Raw genomic sequence first — 13,326 nt, forward strand, 5'->3', positions numbered from 1 at the left:
TCGGCCCCGCGGCGGGCCTCGCGCGCCGCCGATTCGGCGCGGATCGCGGTGGCCTCCTCGGCGGCAGCGGTGGTGCGGGATTGCCGGGCGGTGGCGGCGTTGGGCGCGGCGGCGCGAGCCAGCCGCGCCGTTTCCAGCGCCGCGGCGGCGGCCTGGGTTTCGGTCTCCAGCCGCGCAAGTTGCGGCGCCAGGGCGGCGAGGCGCTGCTGCGCCTGCTGGTCGCGGGCGGTCAGGCGCTCCAGCGCCGTCGCGGCCGCGCCCTGGCGGCGCTCGGCAGTGGCGCGCTGGTCGCGATGCCGGGCCTCGGCGCCGCGCGCCTGCTGTTCATCCGCGGCGGCCTCGGCGCGGCTTGCGGCGGCGGTGGCGGCGGCGGCCTCCGCCTGATCCAGCCGCGCGCCGGCGGCACGGAGCGCGTTGCGCTGGGCGAGGCGGACGGCCCCGGGCGTGGGGATGCCCGCCGCCAGGCAATGCCCATCCCAGCGCCACACCGCGCCATCCTCCGTCACCAGCGCCTGGCCGGGCTTCAGCAGTGGCAGCAGCGCGGTGCCATCCGTGCCCTTCGGCAGCAGGCCGACCTGGGACAGGGCGCGGGACAGAGCATCCGGCGCCTCGACCAGCCGGGCCAGCGGCGTGGCGCCAGCCGGCAGGGCCGGCATTGGGTCGAGCGGCGGCAGGGCGCGCCAGTGGCGGGGCGAGTCCTCGTCCAGCGCCGAATCCAGCCCCTCCCCCATCGCGGCGCCGAGCGCGGCTTCCAGGCCGGGAGGTACGCCGATGCGATCCAATACCGCCTCGCCGCCACCCACCTCCCGCGCCCGCAGAACCTCGGCCAGGGCGGCGGCCTCGGCGGCGGCGCGGGCGCGGGCAGCCTCGGCCTCGCTGGCGGCGGCGCGGGCGGCTTCGTGGCGGGACTGGGCGGCGGTCCGCGCCTTCTCCGCCGCCTCCAGCGCGGCACGCGCCTCGGCCAGGGCGGCGGCGGCCTGGGTGGCCTCGGTGCGAGCGGCGGAAAGGTCGGCTTCCGGCACCGCGCCTGCGCGGGCGGCGTCGCGCTCGGCGGTCAGGCGAGCGGCCTGTTCGGCGGCGCGGCGGGCGGCGGTCTCGGCGGCCTGCAATTCGGCGGAGGCGCGGGATTCGGTCGCCTCGGCCTCGGCGGAAAGGCGCCGGGCTGATTCATGCGCGGCCTGGGCACCGGCGCGGGCGGCCTCGGCGGCGGACAGCGCAGCTTCGGCGTTGGCGAGGGCCGCTTCGGCAGCGCCGACCTGGTCCGCGGCGGCGGCCAGCGCGCCGCCGGGCACCACGGCGCGCGTGGCGGCCGCATGGTCCGCAGCAATCTTCGCGAACTGCTGCGCCAAACGCTCGGCGCGCGTCGCGGCCTCGGCCTCGGCGGCGGCCAGCGCATTGGCCTGGGCGGCGGCCTCGGCGGCGATTTCTGTCGCACGGTCGGCGGCCTCGGCGGCGGCTGCGACGGCGGCGATGGCGGCCTGCTCCGCCGCCTCGGCCCGCGCCACCCGCTCCGGCAGTTCCGCCGCCGCTTCCAGCAACTCCTGCGCCTCGGCGTCCAGCCGCGCCTCGGCGGCGCCCGCATCGGCATCGACGCGCGCCGCGTGCTCCAGGTCCCGCGCCAGCGCTGCATGGCGTGACTCGGCGCCCGCCAGAGCCTCCCGCGCCCGGGCCTCCTCGGCGCCGAGCGTCTCGGCCTCCACCCGGCGGCGCTCCAGCGCGGTGCGTGCGGTGGCCTCCGCGGCGCGGGGCGCGGGCAGGCCTTTTTCGGCGTCGAAGGCGCGCCGCGCGGCCGCCTCCGCCTGCGCCTCGGCATCCGCGGTGGCACGGCGGGCGGTGCCGAAGACGTCGCGCGCGTGTTGCAGCGCGGCCTGGGCGCGGGCGCGCAGGATCGCCAGCCACTCCACCTCCGCATCCCGCACCAGGCCGGACAGGTTGCGGTAACGTGCCGCCTGGCGCGCCTGGCGCTGCAGGTTCTGGCGCCCGGCCTCCATCTGGCCGATCAGGTCCTCGGCGCGGCCGAGATTCGTCTCCGCCTGGCGCAGCTTGAGTTCGGCCTCGTGCTTGCGGGCGCGCAGCCCGGCGATGCCGGCGGCCTCCTCCAGCACCGCGCGGCGCTCCTCCGGCTTCGCCTGGATCAGCGCCGCGACGCGGCCCTGGCTGACCATGGCGGAGGACCGGGCGCCGGAGCCGATATCGGCGAACATCGTCTGCACGTCGCGCGCGCGCAACTCGCGCCCGTTGACACGGAACGAACTGCCCTCCCCGCGCGCGATCTTTCGCGAGATTTCGAGGTCGGTGGCCTCGGCATTCGGCGGTGGCGCCAGGCCAGCCGCTTCCTCCAGCACCAGGGTCACCTCGGCCAGGTTGCGGCCGGGCCGGGTGGAGGTACCCGCGAAGATGATGTCGTCCATCTCGCCGCCACGCATGGACCGGGCGTTGGTCTCGCCCATGGCCCAACGCAGCGCCTCCACCACATTGGACTTGCCGCAGCCATTCGGGCCGACGATGCCGGTCAGGCCCGGCATCACTTCCACCACCGTCGCCTCGGCGAAGGATTTGAAGCCGGCGATGCGCAGCCGGGTCAGCCTGGCGTGACGCGCGGCTTCGGCCTGGGCATCGCTGCGCGCCGGCTCCTCGGGCGTCTCGGGCGCCGGCGCCACTTCCATGGGTTCAGCGGGTCTCGGCGACCAGGGCGGCGAAGCGGCCGAAGGCCATGTTGCCCGGCACGGTGCGGTTGCCGAAGACGAAGCTCGGCGTGGAGGTCACGTTGTGCTGCTGCTGCCCCGCCACACGCGCCGCCAGAATCGCCCGCGACAGGGACTGGTCGGTGATCGCGGCATCGAACTGCGCGCGCCCCATGCCGGCCAGCGCGGCGAGCTTGAACAACTCCTCCCGCGGGTCGGCGCTGCGGCTGAAGGCCCATCGATCCTGCGAGGACAGCAGCGCGGAGATGAAGGGCTCATAGCGTTCCGGCGGCAGGCTGCGCGCCACCGCGGCGCCGGCCAGCGCCAGCGCATCCAGCGGGAAATCGCGGAACACCATCCGCATCCGGCCGGTATCGACCAGGTCCTTCTTCACCTGCGGCCAGGTCTGCGTGTGGAAGGCCGCGCAATGGCCGCAGGTGAGGGAGAAATACTCGATGACCGTCACCGGCGCGTCGGCGCGGCCGACGCTGCGCTCCGTCATGCGCGGGTCATCGGCCGCCAGGGGCTCCGGCGCTGGCGCGGCGGCCGGCGGGGTCCCTTGGGCCCAGGCGGCGGCGGGCAGCAACATGGCGGCCGAAGCCCCGGCGGCGAGGGTGAGAAGGGTGCGGCGGTGCAGCATCGGGTGGCCTCCGGCAGTTGGGATCGCGCCACATATGGAGGCGGCACGGCATCCCGGCATGGTCAGCGCTTCCGATAGACGCCAAGCGCAAGCTTTGCCAGGGCATCGCGCAACTCACCCTCCGGCATCGCGGCCAGCCGGGCCTCGACATCCCCCGGCAGCACCACCGGGCGCGGGGGCGGCCGGGGTGGCGCGCTGCCGGCGATGGCCTGCTGCACGAAACGCAACCGCTCCACCGCCACGCGCCCGAGATGGGCATTGATGCGGGAGATCAATTCCGGCGCCAGATGCTGCAATTCCATCGCCACCGGGCCGGCGCAGGCCAGCGTCAGCGTGCCGGCGGTGATGCGCAGCGGCTGGGTCACGGCGGACAACGCCGGGCCGACGATCGCCGCCCAATCCGCCATCAGCAGCGCCCCCGCGGGGCTGCGCTTGCGGAAGGCCGGGCGGGTCAGCCGGTGGATCATCACGGAAACCGGCAGGGGGCCTGTCGGAAAGCGGCGGCCTTCGCCATTCTCTGCCATGCGTGACCCCTCCTCCCCCGCCCGAACCCGGCCTGCTGCTCGACTGGTACGACCGCCACCGGCGGGTGCTGCCCTGGCGGCTGGCGACCGGGACGCCGGACCCTTACCGCGTCTGGCTGTCCGAGGTCATGCTGCAACAGACGACGGTGGCCGCTGTCGGCCCCCGCTATACACGATTCCTCACGCGCTTTCCGACCGTTGCGGCACTGGCGGCGGCGGCGTGGGAGGAGGTGGCGGAGGAATGGGCCGGGCTCGGCTACTACGCCCGCGCGCGTAACCTGCATTCGGGGGCCAAAGCGCTGGCGGCGCAGGGTTTTCCGCGTACGGTCGAAGGATTGCGAGCGATCCCCGGCATCGGGCCCTACACCGCCTCCGCCGTCGCGGCGATCGCCTTCGGGCAGCCGGTGGTGCCGGCGGATGGCAATGTGGAGCGGGTGGCGGCGCGCATCTTCCTGGTGGAGACGCCGCTGCCGGCCGCGAAAAAGCGCCTGACGGAACTGGCGCAGGGCTGGATGGCGGACCCCGCCGCGCGGGCGCGGCCGGGAGATTTCGCCCAGGCCCTGTTCGACCTTGGTGCCACGATCTGCACGCCGCGCAACCCGGCCTGTGCGCTGTGCCCGTGGCGAGAGGGCTGTGCGGCGCAGGCGGCCGGCGTGCAGGCCAGCCTGCCGCGCAAGACGGCCAAGGCCGCGCGGCCGACGCGGCACGGTGTGCATTTCCTGCTGTTTGACGAGGCTGGCCGGATGCTGGTGCGGCGGCGGGCCGAGAAGGGGCTGCTCGGCGGCATGCTCGAAGTGCCGGGCACGCCCTGGCGCGCCGAAACCTGGCCGGTGGCGGAGGCGCTGGGCCACGTTCCCCTGGCCGCCCCCGACTGGCACCGGCTGCCCGGCGAGGCGCGGCACGGCTTCACCCATTTCGAACTGCGCATGACACTGCTGACCGCCCGGCTGCCTAATGGGGCGGCGGTGCCGGGCCATGCCTGGATGGACCCCACCGAGGCCCGCGCCGCCATGCCGAGCGTCATGCACCGGCTGCTGGGCCTGCTGGACAGCCCGGCCGCGGCAATGGCAGACCGGAGCCAGGACAGCTTCTGAGAGACCCGCCAGCATGGCCATCGCATCCCTTTCCAATCGGCCCGCCGCATTGCGCTTCGCCGGCATGGCCCTGCTTGGCTCCTGGCTGCTTGCGGCCTCCGCCCAGGTGACGCTGCCGATGTGGCCGGTGCCGGCCACCATGCAAAGCCTGGTGGTGCTGCTGCTCGGCGCGCTGGGCGGACCGGCGACGGGTGTTGCGGCGGTGGCGGCCTACCTGGCGCAGGGCGCGGCGGGGCTGCCGGTGTTCGCCGGCGGCACGGGCGGGCTCGCGGTGCTGATGGGGCCGACGGCGGGCTACCTGCTGGGCTTCGCGCTGGCCGCGTGGCTCGCCGGATATGCGCGCGGCCTCGGCGCCTGGCGGCAGGCGGCGGTGCTGCTGGCGGCGCATCTGCTGCTGTTCGTGCCGGGCGTGGCGTGGCTGGCGGGCTATGTCGGCCTGGCGCGCGCCTTCGAAGCCGGGTTCCTGCTGTTCATCCCCGGCACGCTGGTGAAGACGGCGCTGGCGTTGGCGCTGATGCGCGCCCTACGCCGGTAGCTGCGCCCGCAGCGAATCCGGCAGGGCCGCCAGCAGCGCCGCATCGGCGATGGCGGGCGGCGGGCCGGCCGCGACCAGCCTCGGTTCCGCCATCTGCGTATCCAGCACGCGCCACAGGTCACAGGCGGCGGCGTAGTCCGCAAAATTGGCGCAGGCGCGCGGGAAGCGGCGGCGCGCATCAGCCTCCGGAACGGCGTGCCCACCGGCGGTGACGCGGGCAGCGATGCGGGACAGCGCGGTTTCGACATCGGGCAGGATGCAGAACACCAGCCGCGTCGCGAACCCGGCCGCGCGCGCGGCGGCGAGCGTGCGCAGGTGGGTCCGGCCGGCGACGGTCGTTTCCAGGGCGAAGCTCTGACGCTGCTGGATGCCGTCGGCGATGCGCTTCAGCACGATGCGTGCGGCCGCCGCGCCGGTCTCGGCATCCGGCGTCGGCGTCAGCGGCGAAAGCCCTCGCGCGATTTCGTCAAGGTTGACGAAGCGCTCTGTTCCCGCCACCGCCCGCAGGTAGCGGCGGGCATAGCTGGTCTTGCCGACACCGTTGGGTCCCGCGATCAGCCACAGTTCCGGCCTCGCGGCGCCCATCTGGCCCTAGATCCCGCGCCCATCCTGGGCGATTTCCTGGCGCAGTTCATCCAGCAGCCGCAACCGCCCATCGCGCGTCTCGACATGCCAGAAGGTCCAGCCATTGCAGGACGGCGCTGCCTGCAACGCCGCGCCGACCTTGTGGATCGACCCCACCGCCTCGCCGCAGCGCAGCGTCGCATCGGCGCCGACCACGGCGCGCCAGCGGCGGTTGCGGTCCGTCAGCGTGCTGCCCGGCGGCACCATCCCGCGTTCCACCAGCACACCGAAGGCGATACGCGGCTGTTCGCGCTTGTTCGGCAGCGCCAGCGCCACACTCTCATCCATCGGCACCACCTCGGCCAGCCGCGCCTCGGCGGCGGCTGCGTAGGTGGGGTCCTGCTCGATGCCGATGTAGCGCCGGCCGAGCCGCTTCGCCGCCGCCGCCGTGGTGCCGGTGCCGGAGAACGGGTCCAGCACGACCTCCCCCGGGGCGGTGCAGGCCATCAGCACGCGGGCCAGCAGCGCCTCCGGCTTCTGCGTCGGGTGCAGCTTCGCACCATCGGCACCGCGGAGCCGCTCGGCGCCGGTGCACAGTGGGAAATACCAGTCGCTGCGCATCTGCACGTCTTCGTTCAGCGACTTCATGGCGGCGTAGTTGAAGCGGTAGCGCGATTCCGGCCCGCGCGCTGCCCAGATCATCGTCTCATGCGCGTTGGTGAAGCGCCGGCCGCGAAAATTCGGCATCGGATTGGCCTTGCGCCAGACCACGTCGTTCAGGATCCAGAAGCCGAGATCCTGCATCGCCACGCCGAGCCGGAAGATGTTGTGGTAGGACCCGATCACCCAGATGGTGCCGTCCTTGCGCAGCACGCGGCGGCATTCGATCAGCCATTCCCGCGTGAAGGCGTCATAGGCCGCGAAATCAGCGAATTGGTCCCAGTCATCGTCGACACCATCGACCAGGCTGTCATCCGGCCGCCGCAGCGTGCCCTTCAACTGCAGATTGTAGGGCGGGTCGGCGAAAATCGCATGCACCGAGGCCGGCGGCAGCCGCTTCAGCGTGGCGATGCAGTCGCCAACCAGCACCTGATCCAGCGGCAGGTCGAGCCCGGTTCCCATGCCTCCGCCACTCACCCCCGCGAATCGAGGCTGCACAATGCGTTGCGCCGAGTCGCCACGTCAACTCAGTCGGTTGCAGCGGACAGCTCAAGGACGAACTGATCGACTGGCGCGAAGCCCCGCCGATGGTGCGGCGTGGGGCCGAGGCGGGCGAGACAGGCGCGATGTTCCGCCGTCGCATAGCCCTGGTGGCGCCCGAAACCCCATTCCGGAAAACGCTGGCCGAGCCGCGACATGGCCCGGTCACGGGTGACTTTCGCCAGGATCGAGGCTGCCGCGATGGAAAGGCTCAGCGCATCGCCGCCGACCACGCAGCGTACCTTGCAGGGAAGGATTGGCGCCATGTGCCCGTCGATCAGCGCCAGGTCACACGGCTGGCGCAGCCGGTGCAGGGCGCGCGCCATGGCCAGGTGGCTGGCGCGGAGGATGTTGAGGCGGGCGATCTCCGCCACGCTGGCGCCGGCGATGGCGTAGTCCAGCCGGCCCTCCCGCGCCGCCTGCAGCAGCGCGGCGAAGGCGAGGTTGCGGCGCGCGGCGGTCAGCTTCTTGCTGTCGTCCAGTAGTGCGGCCAGGGCAGAATCGGGTGGTGCCGCGAATACCACGGCGGCCGCCAGCACCGGCCCGGCGAGCGGCCCGCGCCCGACCTCGTCCACCCCGGCCACGCGGCCACCCGCTTCACGCTCGAAACTGTAGTCCGGCATGCGCCAAGGGATAGCGCCCGCCGGCGCAACCCGCCACCGCGCCGCGGCGTTCGCCCCGCGACAATGGGAGAAGACGCATGAATTCCGGCAGCTTGAAGGTGGTGGCGGACCAGGTCGAGCCGACGCCGTTCCAGATTCCCGGTGCCACCGGCGGCGTCTTTCGCATCCAGATCCTGAACGAGGATGCGAAGGCCGGCGTGGTGACCACCATCGTGCACCTGCCCCCCGGCGGCCGTATTCCGGCGCACAAGCACCAGGCTGGGTCGGAGATGCATTTCCTGCTGGAGGGCGACATGAAGGAGGCCGGGCAGGAGGTCGCGCTCGGGACCTGCCTGACCCATGCCGCCGGCGTGGTGCATGGCCCGCATGAAAGCCGGAACGGTGCGAAGCTGCTGACGGTGCAGAGCTGGCAGTCCCAGAACGGCGACTTCGACTTCGAGCCAGCGGAGGAAGCAGGCGACACGCCGAAAGCCGAAGGGAAAACCCAGAAGGTGGACCAGAAGGCGCAGGAGGATGCGCGGCAGGAAGCCGCCGAGCCGGAGCATCGCGGCTACACCTGAGGTTTATCCTGCGCGCCGCTCCGCCACCCGCAGCGCGGCGCAGAGGCGGGAGAAGGCGTACCAGAACGGGCCATGCCCGACCGGCCCCTGCCCCGGCGCGGCATCCGGCCCCACCGGGTCGCCGCGGCGCAGCAGGCCGAGCCGCGCCTCGAAGCGGCCGCGCATGTTTTCCAGGAAGCCGCCGGTGGCGCCCATGTACTGCTCCAGCAATTCCGTCGCGATTTCGATTTCGGCGAGGGGGCGGCCTTCAACCGTCAACGCCTTCAGGCTGCGACTGTCGGCCGCCAGGGCGAGATGCAGCCGGTGCAGCTCGGCCAGGTGGCGGGCGATGGAAAGGCGCGTCTCCCGCGCCAGGTCGCTGTCGGTCATGCGACCAGCCTGCGCCGCGAAGGGTTGAGACGGGGTTAGCGCTTCCAGCCCCAGATCGCGAAGACGCGGTGCGGCACCACCAGCGGGTCCTGGCCGAAGCGCTCATCCAGCAGGGCAGCGAGTTCTGTGTCGAAGCGCGCCACAGCCGCATCCTCCATCGCGCCGCCGACGCCGGCAGAGGCACGGATGCGGCCGCGCCAATCCTCTCGCGTGTAGTGTGCCGGATAATCGAAGCCGCCGAAGCCGAGGTCCTGGAACCCGGCAAGTGCGAGATCGGTGGCCCAGGCCGGATAGAAGCCGGTACCGCGGCCCATGCGCCAACGCGGGTTGTGCGCCTCGATGAGGAATTCGGTGGCGTGCGCGACGTTGCCGGGCAGCGGAATCCAGTCGAAATGGCAGATCAGCAGCGCGCCGCCGGGGCGCAGCACGCGCATCGCCTCGGCGGCGGCGAGGCCGCGGTCGAACCAGTGCCAGGCCTGGCCGGCGACCACCAGGTCGAAGCTGGCATCCGGCTGTTCGGTGCGTTCGGCGAGACCCTCAGAGAAGCGGGCGCGCTCGGCGAGGCCTTCCGCGGCGGCCAGACGCGTCGCGGCGGCGACCTGGCCCGGCGCCGGGTCCAGGCCCAGCACGGTGGCGCCGCGTGCCGCCAGCCCGCGCGCCAGCGTGCCGGTCCCGGTGCCGAGATCGAGGGCATCGATGCCTGGGCGCAGCAGGGCGTGGTGCGCCAGCAGGTCGTACAGGCCGGGCGGGAAGCCCTGGCGGTGGCGGGCGTAGTCGGCGCTGGTACGGCTCCAATCCGGGTTGCTCATCGACGGGTTTTCTCCAGCGCCCGAAGATCCTCGGCAGTGTCCACGTCGCGCAGACGGCGCAGCAGGGCGACGCGGTGGTTGCGAAAATTGGCCAGCGTATCGGCCAGGGCGTGGTCGGTGGACCAGCGCACCTTGGCGAAGGGTGCGGCCGGCCGCCGCGGGCCGAGGCCGACCAGCCAGTAGCCGCCATCCTCCGCCGGGCCGAACACGGCATCGGCGCGGCCGAGCGCCCGGAACGCCGCGGCGATGTCGGCGGCGCCGACCTCCGGGATGTCGCTGCCGACGATGACGACGCGCCGGTGCGGCCGCATGGCGCGGGCCATGCGCTGGCCGAGGCCGCCGCGCCCCTGCGCCAGGACGGGCACCCGGCGCGGCCAGCGCGCCCGCACCCGGTCCGGCGTCGCGGAAATGGCCGTGGCCCAGCGCCGGTCCCGCCCCACCGCGCCGAGCAGCGCCGCCAACTGCCCGCGATAGAAGCGCAGCGTCGCCATGGCGCCGATGCCGCGCGCCAGGCGCCGCTTGACGGTGCCGAGGCGCGGCGCCCGCGCGAAGATCACCAGCTGGTCGCGCTTCATCGCCTGGCCTTGCCCGCATAGATTCGCGCGATGATGCGTGGCGGAACGCCCGCGAACCAGAGCGTCAGGCAGCCGAGGTTGCGCGCCGACCGCGCCAGATAGCCATCCCGCCGCCACCGCGCCGCACTTGTCACCGCCGCCACCGGCAGGGCGCCGAGCCGGGCGCGGCCGAGGCGGCGGACCAGATCCACATCCTCCATCAGCGGCAGCGGGCGCAGGCCGCCGACACTGGCCAGCAGGTCCCGGTGGATCAGCAGCCCCTGGTCGCCATAAGGCAGGCCGAGGGTGCGGCAGCGCCAGGCGACGGCGCGTTCCAGGCGACGCGCGGCGGCGCCAGGATCGTCCAGCACGAATCGGAAGTACCAGGCACGGCCGGGCTTCTGCATCGCCGCTGCCACCGCCGCATCCCATCCCGGCGCCAGGACGGTGTCGGCATGCAGCAGCAGCAGCCAGGGGTTCCGGACGGCGGCGATGCCGGTGGCGAGCTGGACTCCGCGACCGCGCGGCGCAACCAGGATGCGCGGCCCGGGGATTGCGGCGGTGCCGTCGGTGCTGCCGCCATCGACCAGCAGGATTTCGGCGGGCACCTCCCCCAGCGCTTCCAGGGTCGCCGGCAGGGTGCCGGCGGCGTCCAGCGCTGGGATGACGACAGAAAGTCCGACTATTCGCATTTTGTTCTTGACGCCATGCGCCGCCGTGATCTCAATGGAGGTGAGAACAAACAGAGGACACGACGATGCCGGATGGGGGAGCCAGCAGCATGCCCTCCCTGGCCCGCAAGGGCCGGGGTGCCGTCACCAATCCGGGCATCCGCTACGAGACGACCCGCACCGAACTGCAGGACGATGGCTGGGGCACGCTGGCCGCGGAATTCGCCGACCTGCCGCCGCTGCCCACCACGCTGACGCGGGAACACGCCCGCAGCGCCCTGTCCTGGAACGACAGCCCGGATATCGGCTTCGACCGCTCGTTGAACCCGTATCGCGGCTGCGAGCATGGCTGCATCTACTGCTACGCCCGGCCGGCGCATGCCTATGTCGGGATGTCGCCGGGCCTGGATTTCGAGACGCGGCTGATGTTCAAGCCGAATCTGCCCGAACTGCTGGAGAAGGAGCTTTCGAGGCCGGGCTACGTGGCTAAGCCGGTGGCGCTGGGGGCGAATACGGACCCCTACCAGCCGGTGGAACGCACGCTCGGCATCACGCGGCGGGTGCTGGAAGTGCTGGAACGCTTCGGCCATCCGGTCACCATCGTCACCAAGGGCGCCCTGGTGCTGCGAGACCTCGATATCCTGAAGCGCCTGGCAGAACGCAACCTGGTGCATGTGTGCCTGTCCATCACCACGCTCGACATGAAGCTGGCCCGCGCGATGGAACCGCGCGCGGCCAACCCGCTGAAGCGCCTGGCGGCGGTGACGGAGCTGGCGAAGGCCGGCATCCCCGTCGGCGTGCTGGCGGCGCCGATGATCCCAGCGCTGAACGACATGGAACTGGAGCGCATCCTGGAGGCCAGCGCCCGCGCCGGCGCCAGCCGCGCCGGCTACGTGCTGTTGCGGCTGCCGCTCGAGATCAAGGAGATGTTCGAGGCCTGGCTGGCCGAGCACCACCCGGACCGCGCCGCCCGAGTCCTGGCCCTGGTGCGGGAGACCCGCGGCGGGCGGCTGTACGATGCGCGCTTCGGCCAGCGCCAGACCGGCACCGGCCCCTATGCCGAACTGATGGCGCAGCGTTTCCGGATCGCGCTGCGGCGCTACGGGCTCGGTGGCCGCGGCACCGGCGGCGGCATGTCGGAAGGGCTGGATTGCAGCCAGTTCCAGCCGCCCCGCGCACCCGCCCGGCAGCTTGAGCTTCTGTAGGGTCACATGCGCCGGATCGGCACGCGGTCGGTCGTCATCCAGGCCGGCCAGCCGATGAAGCGCTCGACCAGCACCAGCACGGTCGCCAGCACCAACACGACGATCAGGATGCGTACATAGGTGCGGGACGGCGGATGGCGCCACCACTGCGCCATCCGCCAGAGAATTCGCGTCAGCGGGTCCATCAGCCGTTGGTCGGCACCCCGAGGCGCCGGGCCACCTGCAGGATGCTCTCCCAGGTGTCGGGCTGCAGCGGCACGCCATTGGCTAGGCGGTCGGCGCGGGTCTGCGCCTCCTTGTCGCCGGGCGCCAGAACCGGCTGGTCCGCATTCGCCGGGCTGGTCTCCATCACCCAGTCGACATAGGCGCGGCCGGTCGCCTCGAACTCCGCCTGCGTGCCGAAATGCTTCGGCGAGACGTAGAAGCTGAGCATCCCGTTGGCGATGCGCCCACGCGCCTCGACCGGGCCGGAGGTGCCGCCGCCGGTCAGCGCGCCGGCCAGCATCTCGCACATGAAGGCAAGCCCGCTGCCCTTGTGCTCGCCAAAGGCACGAATCGCGCCCTTCCCGTTGGACGGGTTGCGCGGGCCGATCTGCGGGTAGTCGCCGTAAAGCGTATGCGGATCGGCCGAGAGCGTGCCGTCCGGCTCGATCAGCGCGTCATGCGGCAGCGCCTTGCCACCATTGGAGGCTACCAGCACCTTGCCCTCCGCGACCAGGGAGGTCGCGAAGTCCAGGATCAGCGGCCGGCCCGGCAGCGGCACGCCCACGCTGAACGGCGCGGTGGAGAAGCGGCGTTCGGTGCCGCCAAAGGGCGCCACCAGCACGCTGCCGGCGACGTTGACGAAATGCACCGAGATCAGCCCCGCCGCGACCGCCTTTTCCGAATATTCGCCGACGCGGCCGATATGGCCGGCGTTGCGCAGGCCCACCACCGCGATGCCGTGCTGCAGGGCACGGGCGATGCCGAGGTCCACCGCCTGCGGCGCAACTGTCTGGCCGAAGCCGAAATGCCCGTCCAGCAGCGCGAAGCAGCCGCCATCCGTGACGATCTCGGCGGTCTGGCCCTTCAGCACGAAGCCTGCTTCGAGCCACTCGACATAGCGCGGTACCCGCGCCACGCCGTGGCTGTCGTGGCCCGCCAGGTTGGCACCCAGCAGGTGGGTGCTGATGCGGTTCGCCTCCGCGCCGTCGCAGCCCGCGGCTGCGAAGATCTTCTCCACGACCGATTCGAGCGCGGGCGCGGGGACGGTGACGTAGGTGGCGGCCATGGGGTTTCCTCGACTGACTTGGCC

The 13,326-nt window shown here is 72.7% G+C and carries 16 protein-coding genes; 4 read left to right on the forward strand and 12 right to left on the reverse strand.

Translation table 11 applies throughout. The annotated features are described in order from the left end of the window. The 3 genes from ACLF3G_RS17235 to ACLF3G_RS17245 form a co-directional block, all read right to left on the reverse strand. A partial coding sequence (locus ACLF3G_RS17235; protein ID WP_430670636.1) for an AAA family ATPase occupies nucleotides 1-2,666 on the reverse strand: 2,666 nt, incomplete at its 3' end. 4 nt (nucleotides 2,667-2,670) lie between these two features. Next, nucleotides 2,671-3,324, reverse strand: coding sequence for a thioredoxin domain-containing protein (locus ACLF3G_RS17240; RefSeq protein WP_430670637.1), 654 nt, complete (start codon nucleotides 3,322-3,324; stop codon nucleotides 2,671-2,673). A 62-nt stretch (nucleotides 3,325-3,386) separates the two neighbouring features. Continuing rightward, nucleotides 3,387-3,848 carry a DUF721 domain-containing protein gene (locus ACLF3G_RS17245; RefSeq protein WP_430670638.1) on the reverse strand — a complete coding sequence of 154 codons (462 nt, stop codon included), beginning with the start codon at nucleotides 3,846-3,848 and terminating at the stop codon, nucleotides 3,387-3,389. A 2-nt stretch (nucleotides 3,849-3,850) separates the two neighbouring features. Here ACLF3G_RS17245 and ACLF3G_RS17250 point away from each other — a divergent pair, with 2 nt between their 5' ends. Further along, nucleotides 3,851-4,942, forward strand: a complete 1,092-nt coding sequence (locus ACLF3G_RS17250; RefSeq protein WP_430670639.1) for an A/G-specific adenine glycosylase — start codon at nucleotides 3,851-3,853, stop codon at nucleotides 4,940-4,942. A gap of 13 nt (nucleotides 4,943-4,955) precedes the next feature. Continuing rightward, the gene (locus tag ACLF3G_RS17255; RefSeq protein ID WP_430670640.1) at nucleotides 4,956-5,477 is read left to right on the forward strand and encodes a biotin transporter BioY; all 522 of its coding nucleotides are present in this window, start codon (nucleotides 4,956-4,958) and stop codon (nucleotides 5,475-5,477) included. Here the strand turns inward: ACLF3G_RS17255 and ACLF3G_RS17260 are convergent. From ACLF3G_RS17260 to ACLF3G_RS17270, 3 genes are all read right to left on the reverse strand, one after another. After that, nucleotides 5,466-6,062, reverse strand: a complete 597-nt coding sequence (locus ACLF3G_RS17260) for an AAA family ATPase (protein WP_430670641.1) — start codon at nucleotides 6,060-6,062, stop codon at nucleotides 5,466-5,468. The two genes, ACLF3G_RS17255 and ACLF3G_RS17260, sit on opposite strands and share 12 nt — an antisense overlap. A gap of 6 nt (nucleotides 6,063-6,068) precedes the next feature. Continuing rightward, on the reverse strand, nucleotides 6,069-7,163 hold the full coding sequence (locus tag ACLF3G_RS17265; RefSeq protein ID WP_430670642.1) for a site-specific DNA-methyltransferase: 1,095 nt from the start codon (nucleotides 7,161-7,163) through the stop codon (nucleotides 6,069-6,071). Between the two features lie 65 nt (nucleotides 7,164-7,228). After that, nucleotides 7,229-7,864 carry a ribonuclease HII gene (locus tag ACLF3G_RS17270; protein ID WP_430670643.1) on the reverse strand — a complete coding sequence of 212 codons (636 nt, stop codon included), beginning with the start codon at nucleotides 7,862-7,864 and terminating at the stop codon, nucleotides 7,229-7,231. A gap of 77 nt (nucleotides 7,865-7,941) precedes the next feature. Here ACLF3G_RS17270 and ACLF3G_RS17275 point away from each other — a divergent pair, with 77 nt between their 5' ends. Further along, nucleotides 7,942-8,424 carry a cupin domain-containing protein gene (locus tag ACLF3G_RS17275; RefSeq protein WP_430670644.1) on the forward strand — a complete coding sequence of 161 codons (483 nt, stop codon included), beginning with the start codon at nucleotides 7,942-7,944 and terminating at the stop codon, nucleotides 8,422-8,424. A gap of 3 nt (nucleotides 8,425-8,427) precedes the next feature. On the opposite strand, the gene ACLF3G_RS17280 is transcribed toward ACLF3G_RS17275, so the two are convergent. Genes ACLF3G_RS17280 through ACLF3G_RS17295 form a run of 4 tightly spaced genes read right to left on the reverse strand, consistent with a single transcriptional unit; the run spans nucleotide 8,428 to nucleotide 10,848 of the window. Next, complete coding sequence (locus ACLF3G_RS17280; RefSeq protein WP_430670645.1) at nucleotides 8,428-8,793, reverse strand: hypothetical protein; 366 nt, start codon at nucleotides 8,791-8,793, stop codon at nucleotides 8,428-8,430. Nucleotides 8,794-8,828: 35 nt separating this feature from the next. Then, the gene (locus ACLF3G_RS17285) at nucleotides 8,829-9,602 is read right to left on the reverse strand and encodes a class I SAM-dependent methyltransferase (RefSeq protein WP_430670646.1); all 774 of its coding nucleotides are present in this window, start codon (nucleotides 9,600-9,602) and stop codon (nucleotides 8,829-8,831) included. After that, nucleotides 9,599-10,177, reverse strand: coding sequence for a TIGR04282 family arsenosugar biosynthesis glycosyltransferase (locus tag ACLF3G_RS17290; protein ID WP_430670647.1), 579 nt, complete (start codon nucleotides 10,175-10,177; stop codon nucleotides 9,599-9,601). Before ACLF3G_RS17290 ends, ACLF3G_RS17285 begins: the two co-directional genes overlap by 4 nt. Beyond that, nucleotides 10,174-10,848 (reverse strand): glycosyltransferase, encoded by a 675-nt coding sequence (locus tag ACLF3G_RS17295; RefSeq protein ID WP_430670648.1) that lies wholly within the window; start codon nucleotides 10,846-10,848, stop codon nucleotides 10,174-10,176. The genes ACLF3G_RS17290 and ACLF3G_RS17295 overlap by 4 nt, the downstream gene beginning before the upstream one ends. A gap of 89 nt (nucleotides 10,849-10,937) precedes the next feature. On the opposite strand from ACLF3G_RS17295, the gene ACLF3G_RS17300 reads away from it, so the two are divergent. After that, entirely contained in the window at nucleotides 10,938-12,032 is a 1,095-nt protein-coding gene (locus ACLF3G_RS17300; RefSeq protein ID WP_430670649.1) for a PA0069 family radical SAM protein, read from the forward strand. Nucleotides 12,033-12,034: 2 nt separating this feature from the next. On the opposite strand, the gene ACLF3G_RS17305 is transcribed toward ACLF3G_RS17300, so the two are convergent. Both ACLF3G_RS17305 and ACLF3G_RS17310 read right to left on the reverse strand, forming a co-directional pair. Further along, nucleotides 12,035-12,217 (reverse strand): hypothetical protein, encoded by a 183-nt coding sequence (locus ACLF3G_RS17305; protein ID WP_430670650.1) that lies wholly within the window; start codon nucleotides 12,215-12,217, stop codon nucleotides 12,035-12,037. Continuing rightward, entirely contained in the window at nucleotides 12,217-13,302 is a 1,086-nt protein-coding gene (locus tag ACLF3G_RS17310; protein WP_430670651.1) for a malate/lactate/ureidoglycolate dehydrogenase, read from the reverse strand. The genes ACLF3G_RS17305 and ACLF3G_RS17310 overlap by 1 nt, the downstream gene beginning before the upstream one ends. Between the last annotated feature and the right edge of the window lie 24 nt (nucleotides 13,303-13,326).

Origin of the sequence: Falsiroseomonas sp. HC035 (assembly GCF_050563525.1) — a bacterium.
GTDB lineage: Bacteria > Pseudomonadota > Alphaproteobacteria > Acetobacterales > Acetobacteraceae > Falsiroseomonas.